This is a genomic window from Actinoplanes sp. NBC_00393 (genome assembly GCF_036053395.1).
In the GTDB taxonomy this organism is placed as follows: Bacteria; Actinomycetota; Actinomycetes; order Mycobacteriales; family Micromonosporaceae; genus Actinoplanes.
Genome location: NZ_CP107942.1, coordinates 1,752,422 through 1,773,046, shown reverse-complemented (window position 1 = coordinate 1,773,046; position 20,625 = coordinate 1,752,422). Strand labels below are relative to the sequence as shown.

16 protein-coding genes are annotated in these 20,625 nt (G+C 72.0%); 6 read left to right on the top strand and 10 right to left on the bottom strand.

What is annotated here, in order from left to right; genetic code table 11:
* Window positions 1-454 precede the first annotated feature (454 nt).
* From OHA21_RS08065 to OHA21_RS08045, 5 genes are all read right to left on the bottom strand, one after another.
* On the bottom strand, window positions 455-1,696 hold the full coding sequence (locus OHA21_RS08065; protein ID WP_328471774.1) for an MFS transporter: 1,242 nt from the start codon (window positions 1,694-1,696) through the stop codon (window positions 455-457).
* Window positions 1,693-2,259, bottom strand: a complete 567-nt coding sequence (locus tag OHA21_RS08060; RefSeq protein WP_328471772.1) for an ArsR/SmtB family transcription factor — start codon at window positions 2,257-2,259, stop codon at window positions 1,693-1,695. The genes OHA21_RS08065 and OHA21_RS08060 overlap by 4 nt, the downstream gene beginning before the upstream one ends.
* Window positions 2,260-2,309: 50 nt before the next feature.
* Window positions 2,310-3,047 (bottom strand): hypothetical protein, encoded by a 738-nt coding sequence (locus OHA21_RS08055; RefSeq protein ID WP_328471770.1) that lies wholly within the window; start codon window positions 3,045-3,047, stop codon window positions 2,310-2,312.
* A gap of 192 nt (window positions 3,048-3,239) precedes the next feature.
* Entirely contained in the window at window positions 3,240-3,623 is a 384-nt protein-coding gene (locus tag OHA21_RS08050; protein ID WP_328471768.1) for a DUF6401 family natural product biosynthesis protein, read from the bottom strand.
* Window positions 3,624-3,698: 75 nt separating this feature from the next.
* Window positions 3,699-4,601, bottom strand: a complete 903-nt coding sequence (locus OHA21_RS08045) for a PDR/VanB family oxidoreductase (protein WP_328471766.1) — start codon at window positions 4,599-4,601, stop codon at window positions 3,699-3,701.
* Window positions 4,602-4,766: 165 nt separating this feature from the next.
* Between OHA21_RS08045 and OHA21_RS08040 the strand changes: the two genes are divergently transcribed.
* The 4 genes from OHA21_RS08040 to OHA21_RS08025 all read left to right on the top strand — a co-directional run bounded on the left by OHA21_RS08040 (window position 4,767) and on the right by OHA21_RS08025 (window position 13,400).
* Window positions 4,767-6,698, top strand: coding sequence for a BTAD domain-containing putative transcriptional regulator (locus OHA21_RS08040; RefSeq protein WP_328471764.1), 1,932 nt, complete (start codon window positions 4,767-4,769; stop codon window positions 6,696-6,698).
* 57 nt (window positions 6,699-6,755) lie between these two features.
* The gene (locus tag OHA21_RS08035; RefSeq protein ID WP_328471762.1) at window positions 6,756-7,157 is read left to right on the top strand and encodes an effector-associated constant component EACC1; all 402 of its coding nucleotides are present in this window, start codon (window positions 6,756-6,758) and stop codon (window positions 7,155-7,157) included.
* Between the two features lie 46 nt (window positions 7,158-7,203).
* The gene (locus OHA21_RS08030) at window positions 7,204-11,937 is read left to right on the top strand and encodes a caspase, EACC1-associated type (RefSeq protein ID WP_328471760.1); all 4,734 of its coding nucleotides are present in this window, start codon (window positions 7,204-7,206) and stop codon (window positions 11,935-11,937) included.
* A 77-nt stretch (window positions 11,938-12,014) separates the two neighbouring features.
* Window positions 12,015-13,400, top strand: coding sequence for a glycoside hydrolase family 6 protein (locus OHA21_RS08025; RefSeq protein ID WP_328471758.1), 1,386 nt, complete (start codon window positions 12,015-12,017; stop codon window positions 13,398-13,400).
* A gap of 394 nt (window positions 13,401-13,794) precedes the next feature.
* Here OHA21_RS08025 and OHA21_RS08020 read toward each other — a convergent pair whose 3' ends face one another.
* The gene (locus OHA21_RS08020; protein ID WP_328471756.1) at window positions 13,795-14,310 is read right to left on the bottom strand and encodes an adenylyl-sulfate kinase; all 516 of its coding nucleotides are present in this window, start codon (window positions 14,308-14,310) and stop codon (window positions 13,795-13,797) included.
* 55 nt (window positions 14,311-14,365) lie between these two features.
* Between OHA21_RS08020 and OHA21_RS08015 the strand changes: the two genes are divergently transcribed.
* Window positions 14,366-14,689: a nuclear transport factor 2 family protein gene (locus tag OHA21_RS08015; protein WP_328471754.1), complete on the top strand. Its 324-nt coding sequence runs from the start codon at window positions 14,366-14,368 to the stop codon at window positions 14,687-14,689.
* Window positions 14,690-15,164: 475 nt separating this feature from the next.
* Here OHA21_RS08015 and map read toward each other — a convergent pair whose 3' ends face one another.
* Window positions 15,165-15,983, bottom strand: a complete 819-nt coding sequence (map, locus tag OHA21_RS08010) for a type I methionyl aminopeptidase (protein WP_328471752.1) — start codon at window positions 15,981-15,983, stop codon at window positions 15,165-15,167.
* A gap of 446 nt (window positions 15,984-16,429) precedes the next feature.
* Between map and OHA21_RS08005 the strand changes: the two genes are divergently transcribed.
* Complete coding sequence (locus OHA21_RS08005; protein WP_328471750.1) at window positions 16,430-16,696, top strand: helix-turn-helix domain-containing protein; 267 nt, start codon at window positions 16,430-16,432, stop codon at window positions 16,694-16,696.
* A 510-nt stretch (window positions 16,697-17,206) separates the two neighbouring features.
* Here OHA21_RS08005 and OHA21_RS08000 read toward each other — a convergent pair.
* Genes OHA21_RS08000 through OHA21_RS07990 form a run of 3 tightly spaced genes read right to left on the bottom strand, consistent with a single transcriptional unit; the run spans window position 17,207 to window position 20,625 of the window.
* Window positions 17,207-17,893 carry a sulfite exporter TauE/SafE family protein gene (locus OHA21_RS08000; protein ID WP_328471748.1) on the bottom strand — a complete coding sequence of 229 codons (687 nt, stop codon included), beginning with the start codon at window positions 17,891-17,893 and terminating at the stop codon, window positions 17,207-17,209.
* Between the two features lie 6 nt (window positions 17,894-17,899).
* The gene (locus OHA21_RS07995; protein WP_328471746.1) at window positions 17,900-19,501 is read right to left on the bottom strand and encodes an aldehyde dehydrogenase (NADP(+)); all 1,602 of its coding nucleotides are present in this window, start codon (window positions 19,499-19,501) and stop codon (window positions 17,900-17,902) included.
* On the bottom strand, window positions 19,498-20,625 hold the full coding sequence (locus OHA21_RS07990; RefSeq protein WP_328471744.1) for an L-talarate/galactarate dehydratase: 1,128 nt from the start codon (window positions 20,623-20,625) through the stop codon (window positions 19,498-19,500). Before OHA21_RS07990 ends, OHA21_RS07995 begins: the two co-directional genes overlap by 4 nt.

Here is a 20,625-nt window from a genome sequence, read left to right as displayed (position 1 = left end):
TTCGTTGGAGCTGCTTCGAGAAGTAGCCCGGCGGCCGGTGGCGCCGGCTAGGTCGGGCGGGCTTAGCAGGCTGAGCGCGGCTGACCGGGCTGAGCGAGCCGGGCGGGCTGTGCGGGGCTGTTGCAGCTGGGCAGGGCTGGGCCGGCCGCGGTGAGCCCGATTGGGGGCTGAGCGAGGGCTGACCGCGGGTAGCCCGGCTGGGCGGACTGGCCGCGGCTGGCCGCGGGTGGGCTCGGCCGGACCGGACCGGACCGGACCGGACCGGCAGGGCAGGACCGGACCGGACCGGACCGGCAGGGCCGGGCATGGCACGGCAGGGCCGGGCATGGCACGGCAGGGCCGGGCCGAGCAAGGCCGGGCCGGGCGTAGGCGGGGCTGTCCGCGGGTGGGCTCGGCTGGGCTAGGCGGGGCTGGCCGCAGGTGGGCAGGGCTGGGCGGGCTGGGCCTCGGATGTTCAGGCCGGGGCGAGCGGCAGATCCCGGTGTTTGCGGATCGGGCCGAGCAGCAGGATGCCGGTGGCGGCAACGACCAGGCTGGTGGTCAGCCACAGCGCCGGTCGCAGGCCCAGCGTGGTGCCGAGCACGCCGCCGAGCAGGGCGCCCAGCGGGATCGTGCCGTAGTTGAGCAACTGCATGCTGGTCAGCACGCGGCCGAGCAGGTGCCGCGGCGTGTAAGCCTGGCGGAAGCTGCCCTTGATGACGTTGCCGGCTACCACGCCGGCGCCGATGGCTACGCCGGCGGTGATCAGCAGGGCGAGCCGCCAGCCGGGGGCGGTGAGGGGGATGAGCAGCGCGAACGGGGCGGCGCCCAGCTGGCACAGCAGCATGCCGTGGGCGGTGCCGAAGCGGCGGGCGATGCGGGTGGCGAGGAAGGCGCCGAGTACGCCGCCGGTGCTCATCGCGGCGACGACCACGCCGACCGTGCCGGGGCTGATGCCGACCGAGCGGATCAGGAAGACTATCAGGATGGCCTGGTAGCCGTGCAGGGCCAGGTTCGACATCGCGCCGTAGGCGGCCATCACCCGCAGGTAGGGGTCGTGGATCAGGAACCTGAGGCCCGTACCGATCTCGGGCAACAATGCGCGCTGCGTGGCCGGCGCCGTTCTGGGTGGCTCGCGATGCCGCATGGCGAGGAGGCAGATCCCGGAGATCAGGAAGCTGGCGGCGTCGGCCAGCAGGCCGGCGACGGCGCCGAAGGCCTGTGCGAGCAGGCCGGCCGCGCCCGGACCGGCCACCTGGGCGGTCGCCTCGCTGCCCTGCAGTTTGGCGTTGCCCTCGGCGAGGCGCTCGGTGGGCAGCAGCGAGGGCAGATAGACCTGGTAGGCGGTCTCGAAGAACACCGACACCACGCCGGCCAGGAACGCCACCGCGAGCAGGTGGCCGATGCCGAGGACGCCGAGCCAGGCCGCGACCGGCACGCTCACGAAGAGCAGCAGGCCCAGAAGATCACAGATGATCAGTACGGGACGACGCGGCAACCGGTCGACCCAGACGCCGGCCGGCAGTCCGATCAGCAGCCAGGGCGCCCAGACCGCGGCCTGCAGCATCGCGACCTGCAACGTCGAGGCGTCAAGTGTGCCGACCGCGACGAGCGGCAGGGCGACCGAGGTGATGGAGCTGCCGAATCGGCTGGCTGTCTGCCCGGCCCAGAACAACCGGAAGTCGCGGTCGACCGGCCGGGCGATGAGGGTGGTCACGGCTTTCCGGGTACGCCGTACGCGTACACGAAAACGGTCCGGCGATCCCCGCCCGCGGGGCGGTCCCGCCAGCGGTCGAGCACCTCGCGGATCTCGTCGCTGACCTGCTGCAACTCCTCGGGAGTGAGGTGCAGCCACTGGTCGGTCGAGAACGCGCTCTGGCCCCACCGCGCCTTCTCCTCGTCGGGAGCGGCGAACCAGGCCCGCACCTGCTGCGTGTGATGGTCGAGGTTGAGCGACTCGGCGGCCTCGGCGACGGCGGCGGTGGCCGGGTCGTCGCGGAAGTCCTCGGTGGACCAGCTCAGTGATCGGGTGACCAGCCGCCACCAGCGTTCCCGCCGGTCGCGGGCCAGCTCGGGCGCCTCCTCGAGCAGGCCGCAGTCGCCGAGGACGCGCAGGTGGTGGCTGACGTTGCCGACGGCCTGGCCGGTGGCCGTGGCCAGGCTGCTCGCGGTCGACGGGCCCTGCACCTTCAGCACGTCCATCAGCCGGCGGCGCAGTGGATGGGACAGGGCCGCAAGCACCCGGGCATCGGTGACGCGGCGCACTTCATCACTCGTCATGCCACCACCGTGACATGCACAAGAGATGTTGTGCAAGAGGTATTGTGCAACTATGAGCGCAACCGGCTCGCGGCCGCCGCGAGCTTCTCCGCCGTGTCCGGGCTGATCCGGGAACCGCCGGCGAGCAGCAGCTTGTCCAGGTCCTTCAGGCCGCTGACCAGGCAGTCCTTCGGCAGGCCGTGCACGCTGATCACGCCGGCGCCGTCGAAGGCCACCACCGGATTCACCCGCACCGCGGAACCGGCTGCGGCGGTCAGGATCTGGCTGGCCTGCCGGGCGGTGCGGCGGGCCTCAGGCAGGTACGGCGGGCGCTTGTTGTCGATCTGCACGATGTCGCCGGAGAGCGTCACCCGGGCCCGGCCGTGGTCGACGATCAGCACCGCGTAGACGCCGCCGGGGCCGATGGCGAGGAAGCGTTCGCGTACGTCGTACTCCGTGCCGGCCCACGCGAAACCGTCCAGCGGCCAGTCGATCAGCTGCCACGCGGGGCCGAGCCGCATGTGGGTGGCCGCGCCGACGTGTTTGCGCCGCGCCGCCCGGTCGGCGCGGCGGCGCCGGGCCCAGTCGGCGGGCGTGATCCGCGGGACCGCCGACCGGTCCAGGAGCGGCTCCCAGGGTGCGAGAACCTTGCGCACCAGCGGCCCGGTCTGCCCGTGGTAGCCGATCTCCCGCAGCAGTGTGCGCAGCTCACCGGCAGCCTGTTCGGCCTCCTCGGCGGTGCCGTTCGCGAGCCGCTCCAGCAGCTCCGCGACCCGGCGGATCGTCTTGCTGTCACCCTCGTCGGTCATGCCTCCTATGTAACCTCAGGACGGCTACACCGGAGGAGCACCGAGTTCGGCGTGGACAATCACATTCGGCCGATCGAGTGCCCTGGGGCCTCGGCCTCCCACTGCTTCACCGCTCGGATCTCGTCCGCCACGGACGGGGTGACTGCTCGTGCACGATCACGGCCGTTCACCATGGTCGCGGGCCGGGGTGGGTCAGAGGAGGTCGGCGGCCTCGGCGATCTGGCAGACGGCGAGCAGGCGGAGCAGGTGCCAGTCGGCGGTGAGCCACTCGGCGGGGGTCTGCGGGGCCGCGCCGGGCTGCGGCACCGAGCGGCCCATCCGGACCGCGCCGGCGGCGATCGAGCGGGCGTACGCGGACAGGCCCTCGGCGTCGATGGCGCGGCCCGCGTCGGTCAGCGCCTCACGTACCTCAGCCGCGTGCTGGTCGATCCGGGCCAGCAGGGCCGGCGAAGCGTAGGCGGCGACGAGACCGTCGACACCGACCCGGGCCATCATCTCGTCGAGGTGGTCGGCGGCCGGCAGAGCGGCGGCGGCAACGGCGGCGATCGGGGCGAGGGCGATGTTCTCGGTCGTCATGCGGACGACACTATGAGGCGGTGACCAGGAAAGACAGGGGGGTAACCGAACGGCACCCGGGTCACCACCGGCTTGTCACAGGTCGAGCACGAGGCGAGCGCCGGCGGCGCGGGAGACGCAGATGAACATGGTGTCGTGGGCGGCCCGCTCGGCGGGGGTCAGCAGGCTGTCGCGGTGGTCGACCTCGCCGTCGAGGACCGGGGTCTCGCAGGTGCCACAGGTGCCCTCCCGGCAGGAGAACGAGACCGGGGCGCCGGCCTCGTCGGCCATCTGCAGGATCGTGCGGTCCGGCGGGACGGTGACGGTCACGCCGGTGCGGACCAGTTCGACCTCGAACCTGCGCTCGGCGGACGGCGCGAGTGGGACCGGGTCGAAGCGTTCCAGCCGCAGCATCTCGGCGGGGCAGCGGGCGGACACCGCGTCGAGCAGGGACGACGGGCCGCAGCAGTAGACCAGGGTGCCGGGTGACAGGTCGTCGAGGATCCGGTCCAGGTCGAGCAGGCCGGGATGAATGGTGACCTGTGCGCCGTACCGTGCGGTCAGCTCGTCCCGGAAAGGCAGTGTGCGGCCGCCGTAGTGCAGCTGCCAGTCGGAGGCGGCGGCGAGCATGGGCAGCAGCGGGGTGATGCCGATGCCGCCGGCCAGGAACAGGTAGCGCGGCGCGGGCTCGAGGGCGAAGTTGTTCCGCGGGCCGCTGACCTGCACCAGGTCGCCCTCGGCGAGCTGGTGGGCGTGTATCGAGCCGCCACGGCCGTCCGGTTCGAGTTGCACGGCCAGGCGCCACACCGAGCGGTCGGCCGGGTCGCCGCAGAGCGAGTATGGGCGTACCAGAGAGGGGTTGAAGCGCAGATCTATGTGCGCACCCGGCGCCCAGGAGGGAAGCGCGCCACCCTCGGGGCGGCGCAGGTCGAGCGCGACCACACCCTCCGCGATGGCCGAACGCCGGTCGATCCGCAGCTGCATGGTGATCAAGTCCACCGGAGGTGAGCCTGCGGCAGGCGCAAGCATTGCTTACCCGGTGGGCGGAAAGGTTGCGATCGACGGCTGTCCCTCTTCTGACAGCTGTCCCGGCCGCTCAGGCTGGCATGGTGAGTGGCGGCGCGACGCACGCGCCGGACACACCGGGCCGCCGGGGAGGTCGATGTGGTTCGGCTGGAGCTGCTGGGCGGCTTCCGGGTGACGTACGGCGACGCCGCCGTCCCCGACGAGTTGTGGACCCGCCGCAAGACCGCCGCCCTCGTCAAACTCCTCTGCCTGGCACCGCGCCACCGCCTGCGCCGGGACCGTCTCGCCGCCCTGCTCTGGCCGGGCGTCACCCCGCGGGCCGCGGCCGCCAACCTCCGCAAGACCGTGCACCTGGTCCGCCGGATGTACGCGGGACGCTACGACGTCCTGCCCATCGAGTCGATCGGCGACATGATCGGTCTGCCGGCCGAGCGGATCTGGGTCGACGTGGTGGAGTTCCGGGCCGGCATCGCGCGGGCCCGCCGGTCGCAATCCCCGCACGACTACGCGTCGGCCGTCTCGCTGTATCGCGGTGGGCTGCTGCCGGGCGAGGACGACGACTGGCTTGAGCCGCACCGCGCCGACCTGCACCGGGACCACGTTGCAGCGCTGGAGGAGTACGCGGGACTGCTGGAGGCCACCGGCCAGCTCGCCGAGGCCGCGCGGGTGTCCCGGCTGCTGGTCGCCGACCCGTCGGCGCAGGTCCGGCTCCTGCGGGCGCTCACGCTGGACGGGCGGCGGGAGGAGGCGGTGCGGGCGTACCGGGCGATGGCCGCGCCGGGGCCGGAGACGCGGAAGCTGCACGTCGAAGTGCGGGTCCGGCATCTGCCGCGGCTGTCGGCGCTGCTCTGGGAGCAGATCGGCGACGCGCGGATGGCGGCCGGGGACAACCGGGGTGCGCTCTCGGCGTACCGATCCGGGCTGGAACTTCCCGCTCCCGCGCCGGAGGTGGCCCGCCGGCATCGCGCCGCGGCGGCCGCGTGCCTGGGCGAAGGCGACGCCGAGCAGGCCGAACGCCACCTGCGTCTGGCCGAGGAGCTCACCACCGACCCGGCCGAGCAGGCCCGGATCGTCGGCCTGCGCGCGGAACAGGCCGGGCTGCGCGGCGACATCGACACCGCGCTGGCCCTGGCCGACGTCGCCCGCGCGCACGCGGGCATGTACGGCACGGCCGACGACGCCTGCCGCGCCGAGGAGGCGATGGTGCTGGTCAGCGAGCTGCGCGGTGAGTGGCGTGCAGGCCTCGGCGCCGAGCTGAGCCGCTCCGGTCCGGCGCTGGACGCGGGCGTCTTCGGCCGGGCCTTCGACCGTCACCAGTGCATCGGCCTGCGCCGTCTGCATGCCGGGGAGGACGTCGAGGAGTTCGCACGGCAGATCCTCGCCGAGACCAAGTCGGTGCGGGCGCAGGCGTTCGCCTGGTGCCTGCTCGGCGAGTCGCTGCTGCTGCGCGGGCGTTTCGACGAGGCGGCCGGTTGTCTGGACGAGAGCACGGACCTGCACGCCCATCTCGCCGACGAGGGTTCCGCCGCCGCGGCGGTGGCATGGCAGCGTCTGGGGGAACTCGCGGTGTGCCGGCGACGGTTCGACGAGGTCGGGCCGACGCTGCGGCAGGCGTCGGCGGTCGCCGCCCGCGCGCCGGCGCCGCGGCACGTGTGGACGCGGATCCACGCCACCGCGGCGTTCGCCCGGGTCGAGCTGGGCGAGCCGGAGATCGCAGTCCGATCGGTACGCGCGGCGGCCGCCGCCGCTGCCCGGCACGGGGACTGCCCGTCCTGCGGGGCGTTGCTGCATCCGGTGGCTGCGGAAGCGTACGCGGCTCTGGGCGATGCCGAGCAGTCCTGCGCGCACGCGTTGGCGGCGGCGGAATCGGCAGCCCGGTTCGACGGCCCGGTGTGGCAGGCGATGGCCGCGGCCGCGGCCGCAGGCGCGGCACTGTCCACGGGCGACAGCGCGGCGGCCGAGGAGCGGTTCCGCACCGCGGCCGATTTCTACGAGGCCGCCGGGTACGTGTACTGGGCCGGACACGCCCGCCGGCACGCCGCAGCCGGAATACCTGGGCTCGCCATCTGACCACCATCAGCCAGATTGATGATGGCCGCCGCCGCGCCGGTCGCCTACCGTGCCGGTATGGCGAGTGAGACCGGGGTGGACGGTGGCGTTCGGATCGAGGTGGTCGACGATCCGACCGGTGAGGAGATCGCCAAGCTGCGGGACTGGCTACGCGTGGACGTGCCGCGGCTGCGGATGACCTCGGTGCACCACCCGGTCCGGCCGGGCGAGATGAGCGGCGGCGTGCTCGCGGCGGTCCAGACCGCCGCGCTCTCCCCCGAGGTGTTCGCGGCCCTGATCACAGCGGTCGGGGGCTGGCTCGCCACCCGGACGATGAGCCGCCGCACCCGCATCCGGATCAAGATCGACAATCGCGAGTTCGAGTACGAGGGACCCGCCAACGCCAGACCGGAGGAGATCGCGCGCCAGTTGGGTCAGGCTGTCGGTGCGCCGCGACCGCCGCAGACCCCGCCGAGGTGACGGTGCGACTCTCGGCTGAGACGCAGCCGTCCGGGCGCGGCGAGTAGTGGCGCGGCTGCCCGACCCGCGACGCTCCCGGGTGGTGCTGATCGGCGCCGCCAAGTACGTGCACCCCGGCCTGGACGACGTGCCCGCCGTAGCCGGCAACCTCGCCGCGCTGCACCGGCTCCTGACCGACCCGGACGCCACCGGCATTGACCCGGCGGTCTGCCGGATGGTGCCCGACCCGCCGGACCTGGCCGCCGTGATGGAGCCGCTCCACGAGGCCGCGAGTCAGGCCGAGGACATGCTGCTGGTCTACTTCACCGGCCATGGCCTGCCCAGTGACGACGGCGGCCTGCGTCTCGCCGTCTCCGGGACCGATCCGCGCCAGTCGTGGACCTCGGTGCCGTACACCGAGGTCGCCGAGCAGGTGCGCAGCAGCGCCGCCGAGGTCAGGCTGGTCATTCTGGACTGCTGCTACAGCGGGCGGGCGATCGGGCAGTTGTCGCAGTCCGAGCTCGGGCCGCAGGTGGACATCTTCGGCGCGTACGTGCTGACTTCCAGCTCAGACGTGTTGCCGTCGTTCGCGCCGCCGGGCGAGCCGCACACCGCGTTCACCGGCGCCCTCCTCGACGTCCTGACCGCCGCACAGCGCGGACCGGGCGGGCCGCTGCCGATGTCCGCGCTGTTCGACCGGGTCCGCCGACGGGTGCGGGCGGCCGGCTTCCCGGAGCCCCGGCAGGTCAACACCGACCGGGCCGGTCTCCTGGCGCTGGTCTCCGGCACCGGCCAACCGGACGACGCGCCGGTCCCGCAGCAGCAGCCGGCCGGGCTCCTCAGCCGGGTCATCGAGGCGGCCGGCTACGACCCGGACCTGGCCGGCACCGAGGTGAGCGTCAGCGTCCGGTTCGGCATCGAGCACCTGTACGCGAAGGGCCACGTGCAGTTCCGGCAGCGGCGGTTCCCGGTCGAGCACGTGCTGCTGGTCCGGGACGGCGACGTCGGACCGGAGGACGTGGCGACCGCCGAGTCGCTGCTCGCCCGGTACCGGGCCCGCGGGTACGACATCTCGGAATGCACCCTGATCCACACCGGGCGCCCGGCCGACGCCGGGCTGCGGGAGCAGGCCGCGCAGTCCGGCGTCGACCTCCGCTCACTGCTGCTGTTCCAGACCGGTGTCGACCTGCCCGCCTTCGTGGCCAGCCAGCACACGGTCCTGACCGCCGACAACCGCTATCCCGCAGCCGGCTACGTTCCGCAGCGCTACCGGGAACCGCCGGGCCGGGAGATCCTCGCCGAACCGCTGCGGGACCGGCTGCTGTCCTGGGTCGCCGACCCGGACGGGCACCTGATCGTGGTGCTGGCGCCGTTCGGGCACGGCAAGACCTATCTGCTGCACGAGCTGGCCCGGGCGATGCACGAGCGACCGGGCTATCCGGCGGTGCCGGTCCTGGTCCGGATGGCCGATCTGCAGAACAGCCACGATCTGGACCACCTCGTCGCGTACCAGCTCAGCCAGGACGGTCAGCGGCGCGTCGACCTGGACCGGCTGGCCTACCTGCGCCGCGAGGGCCGGCTGGCGCTGCTGCTGGACGGCTTCGACGAGCTGGCCCGCCGGGTCAGCTACGACGAGGCCGGTGCGCACCTGGCCGCGATCGTGCGGGCCTGCGAGGGCCGGGCCAAGGTGGTGCTGACCAGCCGGCGCGAGTTCTTCCTCACCGACGCCGACACCGAGCTGGCGTTCGGCCGCCAGCTCGCCCCGGCCACCGGCCGGCGCATCGTGACGATCACGGACTTCGACACCACACAGGTACGCCGATTCCTCAGCACCCGTGCCGCCGACCCGGACCGGTGGGTGGACCTGCTCACCGAGCTCGGCCTGCTCGAGCTCGCGGCCAACCCGCGGATGCTGGACCTGATCGTGCGGACCGGGCACGAGCAGTTGCGGGCGGGGGCGGAGCACGGGACGGTCACCAGGTCCTGGCTGTTCGAGAGGGTGCTGACCGTGTGGCTCGAGCGGGAGCACGAGCGCGCCAACCCGTACGTATCGAGACCCGGACCGTGGCTGGCCGCCATGCGCGTGGCTCTCACCGAGCTGGCCCTGCGGCTCTGGGCCGCGCCGCTGCTCTACCTGACCTCGGCCGATCTCGCCGCCGTCGCCGAACCCCTCACCCGGCTGCCGGGCGCCGAGTCGCGCACCGTGGAACAGGCCGTGCACGTGCTCGGCTCGGGCACGCTGCTGGTCCGCATCGGCGACGACCAGTTCGAGTTCGTCCACCGGTCGATCATGGAGTGGCTGGTAACGAGCCACCTCGCCTCGCTCCTGTCCGGCGATGACGCCGAGGCGGACCGCTACCTCGCCACCGCGCTGAGCCCGGTCCAGATCGACCTGCTCGGCGAACTGGTCGAGCCGGAGCGACTGGCCGCCTGGCTGGGGACCGCGCTCGGCGACGCGGCGCTGCGCGGTAACGCCCTGGCCGTCGCGCAGCAGCTCCAGATGCCGTTGCACGAACGGCTCGTGCTGCGCGGCCAGGACCTGCGGGGCCGGGACCTGCGCGGACGCGACCTCACCGGGGCCGATCTGACCGGCGCTGACCTCTCCAACGCCGACCTGACCGGCGCGGATCTGACCGGCGCCGACCTGACCGACGCCGTGCTGGCCCGGGCGCGGCTCAACGAGGCCAAGCTCACCGAGGCCCGGGTCGGCGGCGCCGACCTGACCGACACCCACCTGCTCGGCGCCGACCTGCGGTCGGTGCACTGGTCCGGCGTGGGCCGGGTGCGGGGCGCCGCCGCGGTGGCGGCCCAGATGGATGCGGCCGCGAACAAGGCGCTCGCCACCGCCGGTTTCCTCCCGCGGTTGCAGCTGCCCACCACGACCACGGCGCTGAGCCTCGCCTTCGATCCCACCGGAAGGTTCCTGGCCGTCACCGCCGGCGCCGGCGTGCAGATCTGGGATGTCGCCGACGGCCACTACCTGTGCACGCTCACCGGGCACGACGGTCGTGTCCGGCAGGTGGCCTGGGCGCCGAACGGCGCGCTGCTGGCCACCGCCGGCACCGACAGCGTGATCCGGATCTGGCGGGTGACCGACGGTGCACCGCTGCGGATCCTGACCGGTCACAGCGGCCGCGTCTCCTCGGTGACCTGGTCGCCCGACAGCGCCTGGGTGGCCAGCGGCGGCAACGACGGCACGGTACGCATCTGGGCGCCGTCGGGCGGCATGCAGACCCAGCTTCTGAACAGCCACAATGCCCGCGTCCGGGCGGTCGCCTGGTCCCCGGACGGCGAGTTGCTCGCCGCCGCCGACGAAGCCGGAACCGTCCTGCTCTGGGGACCGGACACCGGGCGCCAGGAAGTGACCATGGCGCCGAACTCCGCGAAGGTCGAGACGCTGGCCTGGTCACCGGACGGCGCGCTGCTGGCCACCGGCGGCAGCGACCGGATGGTGCGGATCTGGCGGCGTGACGGCACCCAGGACCGGGCCCTCGCCGGGCACACGAGCGGGGTGAGCGCGGTGGCCTGGTCGCCGGACGGCCGCATGCTGGCCAGCGGCGGCTACGACCGGACGGTCCAGCTCTGGCCTTCCGACAGCAGACAGCCGCAGGAGATCGTGACCGGACGGGCCGGTGCCATGCGTGCGCTGGCCTGGTCCCCCGACGGCGAACTGCTGGCCGTCGGGGACGAGAGCCACACCGTCCGGCTCGTGCAGACCAGTGACCTGACACAGGTGCGGGAACTGTCCAGTGAACGGCCGGGCATCACCTCGGTGGCCTGGTCACCGCGCAGTGATGTGCTGGCCGCCGCGGGCGCCGGCCAGGAAATTCGGGTGTGGCGGGCCTCGTCCGGCACGCCGACCCGACCGCTCTTCAGGGGCAGCGGCGGCGTTTCGGCGATCGCCTGGGCCCCGGACGGCGCTTCGCTGGCCGGTTCCGACGGCCGATCGGTACGTGCGTGGCACGCCGATTACGGCGTCTCGCAGTGGAACCCACCGGTCGCGGCGAGCGGCGTGCGGTCGTTCGTATGGTCGCCGGACGGGCGGCACGTCGCCACGGTGGCCGACGAGATCCTCGTCCGGGTATGGGACCCGGCGACCGGCGACGTGCGGAATCTGACCGGGCACACCGATACCGTCCGGGCCGTGGCCTGGTCGCCCAACGGCACCCACCTCGCCTCCGGCGGTAAGGACCGGGACGTCCTGCTCTGGAAGGCCGATCAGAACACACCGTTGCGTGCCCTCCGCGCGGGCTCACCCCCGATCCTCACCCTGGCCTGGTCACCGGACAACCGGTTCCTGGCCGCCGGCGGAAAGGACCGGCTCATCCGGATCTGGGACGCACCCGCCGGAACCCTGCTGCGGAGGTTGACCGGGCACACCGAGAGCGTCCTCGCCGTGTCCTGGTCACCGGACGGCCGGATGCTCGCCAGCGCCGGGCAGGACGGCACCGTACGGATCTGGCGGACCGGGGATGGCAGCGTGGCGCACACGTTGACCGGGCACGCGGACACCGTCCGCTCGGTCAGCTGGTCGCCGGACGGCACGCACCTGGCGTCGGGCGGGGACGACGGGACCGTACGGATCTGGCGTGCCGACGGCGAACCGGTGGCGATCCTGCTGGCCTGGACCGACGGCTGGGCCGTGCTACGACCGGACGGCCGCGAGTACATGCTGTCCGGCGCTCCCCGCGGGGCGTTCTGGTGGGCGGCCGGGCTGGCCCGCCTGGAGCCCGGCGAGCTCGACGCGCACACCACGGCGGTCACCCGGCTGACCAAGCCGCCCTCGCTGCTGAATTCGTGACGGTTGCCTCCGGGCATCGATGAGGTTAACTTGGGAGCGCTCCCACCCAGGCTTTGCCGTTCCCCCAGGAGTAGTGCATGTCCCCAACCCGTTCCCTCATCGCCGCCACGGTGGCCGGTGCGACCGTCGCGGCCGGCGTCTGGCTCGCCACCGGCACCGCCTCCGCCGACACCATCAGCGGCACCCTCTACCGCGACCCGGACACCGCAGTGGCCCGCTGGCTGCAGTCCAACCCGAACGACTCGCGCGCCTCGGTCATCCGCGACCGGATCGCCAGCCAGCCCGCCTCCCGCTGGCTGTCCAACTTCAACCAGTCCACCATCCGCAGCGAAGTCTCCGGCTACGTCAACGCGGCCAACAGCGCAGGGCAGATCCCGGTGCTCACCGTCTACGGCATCACCAACCGGGACTGCGGCGGGGCGAGCTCCGGCGGGGCGCCCGACCTCGCGCAGTACCAGACGTGGATCAGCAGCATCGCTCAGTCGCTCGGCAACCGTACGGTCGTGCTGGTCCTCGAGCCCGACTCGATCGCCCTGCTCACCTGCCTGAACAGCTCAGAGCTCGCGGCCCGCAACGCCGCGCTGCGCACCGCCACGCAGACGCTGAAGGCGGGCAACCCGAACGCCAAGGTGTACCTCGACGCCGGGCACTCCGCGTGGAACAGTGCCGGCGAACAGGCGTCCCGGCTCGCCGCGGCGGGCGTGGCAGACGCGGACGGGTTCTACACCAACGTGTCGAACTACAACTCGACCTCGGCCGAGACCGCGTACGGGCGGGCGATCATCAGCGCGCTCAACGGTCAGGGCATCAGCGGGAAACGGCAGGTGGTCGACACCAGCCGCAACGGTGGGGCCAGCGGTGACTGGTGCGGTGACGACAACACCGACCGGCGGATCGGGCAGTACCCGACGGTGAACACCGGCGACGCCAACGTCGACGGCTTCCTGTGGATCAAGCCGCCGGGTGAGGCGGATGGATGCCGGTATTCTGCCGGGTCGTTCCAGCCGGAGCTTGCTTACAGCCTGGCCAGTTCGGCGCCCAACCCGCCGTCGTCGCCGCCGCCGTCCTCGCCTTCCTCCTCGCCCTCGTCGCCGCCCTCGTCCTCGCCGCCGCCTTCCTTGCCGCCGTCTTCTTCGCCGCCGCCGTCCTCTTCACCGCCGCCGGTGGGCGGGGCGTGCGCTGCGAGCTACCGGACGACGAGTTCGTGGCAGGGCGGATTCCAGGGTGAGGTCACTGTGCGGGCCGGCAGCGGCACGCCCAGCGGCTGGGTCGTGTCGTGGACCCTCGGCTCCGGGCAGTCGATCAACCAGGCCTGGGGTGGGGTGCTCAGCGTGACCGGGTCCACGGTCACCGTGCGCAACGCGGCCTGGAACGGTCAGCTGCCCGCTAACGGCAGCACCACGTTCGGCTTCATCGGATCAGGCAGCGCGGGGTCGCCGACGTTGACCTGCGCCGCGGGCTGATTCTTTCGTCGAGGCCGGGTGCGGGAGGATCTCCCGCACCCGGTCCCGGCGGGCTGCGGCGCTTCTGCCCTCGCCTCCCACAGGCCGAAGCGCGGCGGCGGCCCACGCCTGTCCACAGGGCCGCGCGGAGCCGGTCGGTGATCGCGGCGGCCTGCCCGCGCGCATGGTCAAGCCTCGCCCTTCCGGCGATCGGCGAACCGCCAGAGGTCGGGCTACAACCACCTTCCCAGTGGCCGGCACGCGCAACCGCAGCCCACGCCTTTCGAGCGGGCGGGCGCACTGCCGCAACCTCAACCTTCCAGCGGCCGGGCCTTATCACGTCATGTTCCATGATCGCGGTGTCCGGTCGTACACCGATGGTCTTTTGCCCTTGCGTTGCGGCCTTGGGCCGCTGTCACCAGGCGGTTGCCTTGTATACCGCGGCCGCTACGTCGGTGGGGGTGCCTGACGTGGCGTCGATCAGGATGTCCTCGAGCTTCTCCCGGGTCAGGATGTGGTCGAGTTCGGCGGCCCGGTCCAGGAACCACGGCTCGTCCGGATTGCGGCGGCGGAGGCGTTCGCGGACCACCGGCAGGCCGACGTGCAGACGGCAGACCTGCAGCGGCACACCCAGCGCGTCCTGGTAGGAGGCCCGCTCGGCCCGGCTCTCGATCACGCCGGCCAGGATGAGCCGGCGCGCGCCCGCCTCGACGAAGTTCGCGGCCACCGCCCGAAGGTTGCGGAGGGTGATCGCGCCGTTGAACGGGTCACCGGGTGGGGCCGGCCAGGCGCGCCGAAGCCAGTCCACGTCCAGAACGGCATGCGGGATCCCCTGCGCCGCCAACAGATCGCCCAAAGCTTCCGCTGCCGAGGTCTTACCCGAACCCACCGTTCCGGTGATCAACAACGCCCGAACGGGGATCTCCGTCATGCCGCCACGGTAGCGATCCCCGGAATTGTCATACCCCGCGCCTACAGTGGCGGCCATGACGGAGGCAGCGGCCCGGGCCCACATCACCCGCTTCAACACCGCGGTGACCAGCGGCGACTGGTCACCGTTCATCGCCGCCCTGCACCCGGACGCGGTGATGACCTTCATCGGGCCGCCGGCCGGCCCGTTCCACGGCCGGGAGGCGATCGCCGAGGCCTACGCCGCCGACCCACCCGGCGACACCCTCAAGGTCGTCGACATCCGCTCCGACGGTGAGACTGACCTCGTCACGTTCGAGTGGTCACGTGGTGGCACGGGCACGCTCACCCTGCGCCATGCGGCGGGGCAGGTCACTGCGCTCACCGTTCGCTTTGATTGACCGGATTCCCCTGAAATCTGCATGTCGCGGCTTTGCTTGTTCGGGCGGCCTCGCAGATTGCATTGTGCGGCGTTCGGTGCCAGGTGCTCAGGCCGGTTCTTTGGACCGACTGCTTGCGCCGGTAGCTTGGACAGGCCCCTCGGACCGGCCGCTTGCGATGGCTGCTTGGACAGGCCCCTCGGACCGGCCGCTTGCGACGGCTGCTTGGACAGGCCCCTCCGACCGGCCGCTTGCGACGGCTGCTCCGACCGGCAGCTGGACTGGCCGGTGCGCTGCCCTGGAAACCGCAACGCTGCTGCGCCGCACCGTCCCATTCGGCGAGCGGTTGCGCAGGCAGCCTGCGCGGGTGCTTGGATCGGTAGCCTGCGCCGGTTGCCTATATCCCGCTCCCTGCGCCGGCCGCTTGGGGCGAGTCAGATCGTCACGGCCGACCGGTCGGTGTGGTTCCCGTGGCCCGGGCCGTCTGCGGGGCGAGTCAGATCGACACGGCCGACCGGTCGGTCTGGTTTCCGTGGCCCGGGCCGTCTGCGGGGCGGCGGGTCAGCACACGCGGGCCGGTCTCCGTGATGGCGACGGTGTGTTCCGAGTGTGCCGTGCGGGATCCGTCCGCCGACCGGATGGTCCAGCCGTCCTTGTCGAACCGGATCTTGTCGGTGGTGGCGCAGAACCAGGGCTCGATAGCGATGGTCAGGCCCGGCTGCAGTTTCATCCCCCGGCCGGGACGGCCGTCGTTGTGGATGTGTGGGGCCTCGTGCATGGTCCGGCCCAGGCCATGCCCACCGAACTCGTCGTTGACGCGGTATCCGTACCGCCGCGCGACCCCGCCGATCGCGGCGGAGATGTCACCGAGCCGATTCCCCGGGTGGGCCACCTCGATGGCGGCGTCGAGCGCCACCTCGGTCGCCTCGATCAGTTTCAGGTCGGCCTCCGCCGGAGTACCGACGATGACCGAGACAGCCGCATCAGCCACCCAGCCGTCGATCCCGACAGCCATGTCGATGGTCAGCAGGTCGCTGTCACGCAGCACGTAGTCGTGCGGAAGCCCGTGCAGCACCGCGTCGTTGACCGACAGACACAGAACGTTGCGAAACGGCCCGTTCCCGAACGACGGCGCGTAGTCCCAGTAGCAGGACTGAGCCCCGCGCTCCTTGATGCGCCGCCGAGCGTGGTGCTCAAGGTCCATCAGGTTCATGCCGACGGCTGCGACCCCGCTCAGCTCCGCAAGCAGCTCCCCGACGAACTCGCCGGTCACCGCCATCTGCTCGATCTCCGTGGGCGATTTGAGCTCGATCACGACGGCTCCTCCTTCTCCGATGCGGTATTTTTATACCACGCCTGATCGACCGCAGCCGGTCGCGCCCCGACAAGGGAAACCGCGGCCCTTTCACCGCCGCCGCCTCCGGCCAGTTGCGTCATCGCCCGCCGAGAATCACGGGACCGGACCCCTCGCCGCCCTGCGTAGCCGGTCGGTGACGCCGACGGGGCGTGGTCTTCTGACAACCGCTTCAGGTTCCGCGCTGCCGTTCGCGTCCCCGCTCGTAGCGCTCGTAGCCAGGACCTGGCCACCAGTGCACGCCCGTCGATCTGGTCGCGTCGCGCACCCGTAGTCGGCACCTTGATCGCCGCTGCAGGCCCGATTCGAGCCGGGCTCCCCGCGCAGCCATCAGCTTGAACAGCGCCGGAAACCCGCTGGTGTGGGTCGCGTTGCCGCGTGGCACGTGGGGCTCCTAGACTGCTGGCATGGTTCGCCGACCGTTGACGCCCGGACAGATCGCTGCGGGCCAGCGTCTCGGCGCAGCCCTTCGGCTGGCCAGGGGTGGTCGCAGCATTGTCGAGGTGGCTTTGGCCGCCGGCATCTCACCGGAGACTCTGCGCAAGATCGAAGTTGGCCGCCTGCCCGCGCCGGCGTTCGGCACTGTGGTCTGCCTGAGCGAGGTCCTCGACGTTCCGCTGAGCGATCTGGCCGAAGTATGGCTGGCCGACATGCCCGCCCGCGCCGCCTCCTGACTACGCGCGCCGCCTTGCTGATGCGCAGCGTTCTGATCGCCAGTCCGGGTCCTGACGGCCAGTCCGCCGCCTGAACTCAGTCGGCCGCCCAACCGCTGGTCCCTTCCTGGTCTCAGCCCATCGCCCGACTGCCAGACAGCACGCTGACCGCGGTCCGCCGCCCGACTGCCAGCCCGCACCTGACCACGTCCGTCGGCCCGCTGCCAGCCCACACCCTCACCACGTCCGTCGCCCCACTGCCAGCCCGCACCCTGACCACGGTCCGTTGCCCGGCTGGCAGCGGTCTCCTGGCCGGGGTCGACCGCCCACTGCCAGCCCGCGTCCTGATCACGGACCGTCGCCTGGCCGGCTATTCAGCTCCTGACCGCGGCGTTACGTGATCGGTCGCATCCGCCTTCGCTCGGTGGGAGCCGCACCGGGTTCGCGGTGACGATCAGGCGCCGGGAGGGTGGTTGCTTCCGGCGTCCTGCCACAGGTAGACGGCGAGGGACAGTGCCGCGAGCGCAATCGCTACCCGTAGCGGACGTTCCGGCATGCGCCGTACCAGGGCCAGCCTAGCCAGCTGCCGAGCAGACAGCCGGCCGCCAGTAGCGCCGCGGCGGTCCAGTGCACAGGGGCGATCAGGGCGTACAGGATTGCGGCGGCCAGGTTGGCGGCGCCGAGGACGACGCTTTTGACGGCGTTCGTCACGGCCAGGGCTTCGGTGGCCGCCAGGGACATGGCTGCCAGCAGGAGGACTCCGGCCGCCGCGCCGAAGTAGCCGCCGTAGATGGCGATCATGAAGATCGCTACGCCCAGTGGTGGGCGAAAGCCGGGTTTGGCATACCAGGTGCGCAGCGGCTCGCGCAGTAGCAGCGTGATCGCGCCGAGGACGATCAGCCAGGGAACGATTCGTTCGAATGCTGACGAGGGGGTGCTCAGCAGGAGCACCGCCCCGGCAGTGCCGCCGGCAACAGCGATCGCGCCGTGCCGGAGGTTGCGGCGGCCCTGGCCACGCAGTTCCCGGCGCGAGCCGGCTGCGGCGCCGGCTGCGCTCGACAACAGGGCGACCGTGTTGGTCATGTTCGCGGCGACGGGCGGGATGCCGACGGCGAGCAGGACCGGGTAGCTGACGAGCGAGGCGAGTCCGGCCATTGAACCGGTCAGGCCGGAGCCGACGCCGCCGAGAACAAGCAGAACGGCGTGATCAACATCCACGCGGTGTCACGGTACCGGCTGGAAACGGCCGTCGACCCGGCGCGGGATGTTGTCGTAGTCGTCACGCAGCTCGGCGGGGAGCAGGTCGGCGGGCGCGTTCTGCCAGGTCACCGGTCGCAGGAAGCGGCGGATGGCGGACGTGCCGACTGACGTGTGCTGGGTGTTGGTGGCCGGCCAGGGACCGCCGTGGTGCTGGGCCCAGGAGACGGCCACGCCGGTGGGGTAACCGTCGTAGATGATCCGCCCTACCTGCGAGCGGAGCCGGCGGGTGATTTCGGCGGGCAGTGCGGTCTCGCCGGGGCCACGCTGCACGGTGGCGGTGAGCGAGGACGGCAGAGTCGCCAAGGCGGCGAACAGGTCGCCCTCGTCGGTGTAACGGGCGATGACGGCGACGGGACCGAAGCATTCCTCGGTGGCCTCGCGAGGCAGATCGTCCGCGGTTGCGGTGAGCAACAGCGGCGCGCCGCGGAAGCCGTTTTGGGGAGTCGGCATGGTCGCGGAGGCGGCGTCCGGCGCGGACGACAACGCGGAGCCGGCGGAGCCGGGCGCGGACGGCGGCTTGCTTATCGGAGTATCCGCAGCCGAGGCGGCCAGGGAGAGGCCCGGCGTGTTGCTCAGGGCGGCGGTTCCGCGCTGGTAGGAGTTGGCTATGCCCTCATTGAGCATGATCATTGGCTCGGTGGCGGCGATAGCCTCGCGGGCCGCCTCCACCAGGGCGTCGCCGTCGGGGCCGGCTGGGACGAAGGCCAAGCCGGGTTTGGTGCAGAACTGACCGGAGCCGAGGGTGAACGAGCCGGCCAGGTCGGCGCCGATACGAGCGGCTCGGTCGGCGGCCGCAGCGGGCGTGACCACGACCGGGTTGAGGCTGCTCAGCTCGCCGTAGAACGGGATCGGATCAGGGCGCTTCTCGATAATGGCGACCAGCGCCCGGGCACCGCCGGTAGAGCCGGTGAAGCCGACCGCGCGGATCGCCGGGTGGGCGACCAGGTCTGCTCCGGCCTGCTGGCCGTGCACGATGCCGAGGGCGCCGTCTGGTGCGCCGGCTTTGCGGGCGGCCTCCACCAGCACGTCGAAGACCAACTGGGACGTCGCAGGGTGTGAGCCGTGAGCTTTCACCACGACCGGGCAGCCGACGGCGAGCGCAGAAGCCGTGTCACCGCCGGGAACGGAGAAGGCCAGCGGGAAGTTGCTGGCGCCGAAGACGGCGACCGGGCCGATCGGCACGAGCATCCGCCGCAGATCCGGCCGCGGTCCCATGGGGGTGTCGCCGGCGTGGTCGACGGCGGCTTCCAAATATCCGCCGTCCGTGAGCACCTCAGCGAACAGCCGCAGTTGGTAGGTAGTGCGGGTGAGTTCCCCGTTGAGGCGGGTCGCGCCGAGACCGGTCTCCCGGTCGGCGACCGCGACGATGCGGTCCCGTGCCTGCTCAAGGGCGTCGGCCAGCGCAGACAGCAGCGCGGCACGACCATCGCGGCCGAGCGCCTCTAGGGGCTCCGCCGCGGTAAGGGCAGCAGCGCAGAGACGGTCGACTTCGGCGGTGGTGGTCTCCCGCGCCACGATCTCGACGGTTTCGCCGGTGCGCGGGTTGATGCTGGGTACCTCGGTCACTGGGTTCCTCCGATGTCGGCGCGGTCGACGGTCCATTCACGTACCCGGTCGCTGAGGGTCACACCGAGCCCGGGCCGCGCGGAGAGGTGGATCCGACCGTCCCGGATCTCCAGCTTCTCGTTGAAGAGCGGATACAGCCAGTCGAAGTGCTCCACCCACGGCTCGTGGGGGTATGCCGCTGCCAGGTGCACGTGGATCTCCATGGCGAAGTGCGGCGCGAGCATCAGGTTGCGGTGCTCGGCGAGGGTCGCGAGCCGCAGGAACTGGGTGATGCCGCCGATGCGTGGCGCGTCCGGCTGGATGATGTCGACCGACTCCTGCTCGATCAGCCGGTAATGCTCGGCGACGCTGGTCAGCATCTCCCCCGAGGCGATCGCTGTGTCCAGACTGCGGGCGAGGGCCGCATGCCCCTCCGCGTCGTAGGCGTCGAGCGGCTCCTCGATCCAGACCAGGCCGAAATCCTCGAGCGCCCGCCCGACCCGCTGCGCGGTGGGCCGGTCCCACTGCTGGTTGGCGTCGACCATGAGCGGCACGTCATCGCCGAGGTGCTCGCGAACCGCCCGGACCCGGGCCAGGTCGACCGCCGCCGACGGATGCCCGACCTTGATCTTGATGCCGCCGATGCCCGCTTCGAGCGAGGCAGTGGCGTTGGCTTTGATCTGCTCGATCGGCTCGTGCAGGAAGCCGCCGGAGGTGTCGTAGCAGCGGACCGCGTCGCGGTGGGCGCCGATCAGCTTGGCCAGCGGCAGCCCGGCCCGTTTGGCCTTGAGGTCCCAGAGCGCCACGTCGATCGCCGCGATGGCCTGGGTGCTGGCGCCGCTGCGGCCGACTGACGCGCCGGCCCAGACGAGTTTGGTCCAGAGCCGGCCGATGTCGCTGGGGTCCTCGCCGATGAGCTCGGGGGCGACCTCACGGGCGTGAGCGAACTGGGCCGGCCCGCCGGCCCGCTTGCTGTAGCTGAACCCGACGCCTTCGTGGCCGCTCTCGGTGCGGATCTCGGCGAACAGGAACGCGACCTCGATCATCGGCCGCTGCCTGCCGGTGAGCACCTTGGCATCGCTGATCGCGTTCTTCAGGGGCAGGGTGACCGAGGAGAGGGTGATTTCAGTGATGCGGTCGGACAT

What these genes read in the sequence shown, in the direction of transcription:
- OHA21_RS08025 (WP_328471758.1), top strand. Translation starts at nt 12,015, where the DNA reads ATGTCCCCAACCCGTTCCCTCATCGCCGCCACGGTGGCCGGTGCGACC.
- OHA21_RS08020 (WP_328471756.1), bottom strand. Translation starts at nt 14,310, where the DNA reads ATGACGGAGATCCCCGTTCGGGCGTTGTTGATCACCGGAACGGTGGGT.
- OHA21_RS08015 (WP_328471754.1), top strand. Translation starts at nt 14,366, where the DNA reads ATGACGGAGGCAGCGGCCCGGGCCCACATCACCCGCTTCAACACCGCG.
- OHA21_RS08060 (WP_328471772.1), bottom strand. Translation starts at nt 2,259, where the DNA reads ATGACGAGTGATGAAGTGCGCCGCGTCACCGATGCCCGGGTGCTTGCG.
- OHA21_RS08005 (WP_328471750.1), top strand. Translation starts at nt 16,430, where the DNA reads ATGGTTCGCCGACCGTTGACGCCCGGACAGATCGCTGCGGGCCAGCGT.
- OHA21_RS07990 (WP_328471744.1), bottom strand. Translation starts at nt 20,625, where the DNA reads ATGTCCGACCGCATCACTGAAATCACCCTCTCCTCGGTCACCCTGCCC.
- OHA21_RS08050 (WP_328471768.1), bottom strand. Translation starts at nt 3,623, where the DNA reads ATGACGACCGAGAACATCGCCCTCGCCCCGATCGCCGCCGTTGCCGCC.
- OHA21_RS08035 (WP_328471762.1), top strand. Translation starts at nt 6,756, where the DNA reads ATGGCGAGTGAGACCGGGGTGGACGGTGGCGTTCGGATCGAGGTGGTC.
- OHA21_RS08055 (WP_328471770.1), bottom strand. Translation starts at nt 3,047, where the DNA reads ATGACCGACGAGGGTGACAGCAAGACGATCCGCCGGGTCGCGGAGCTG.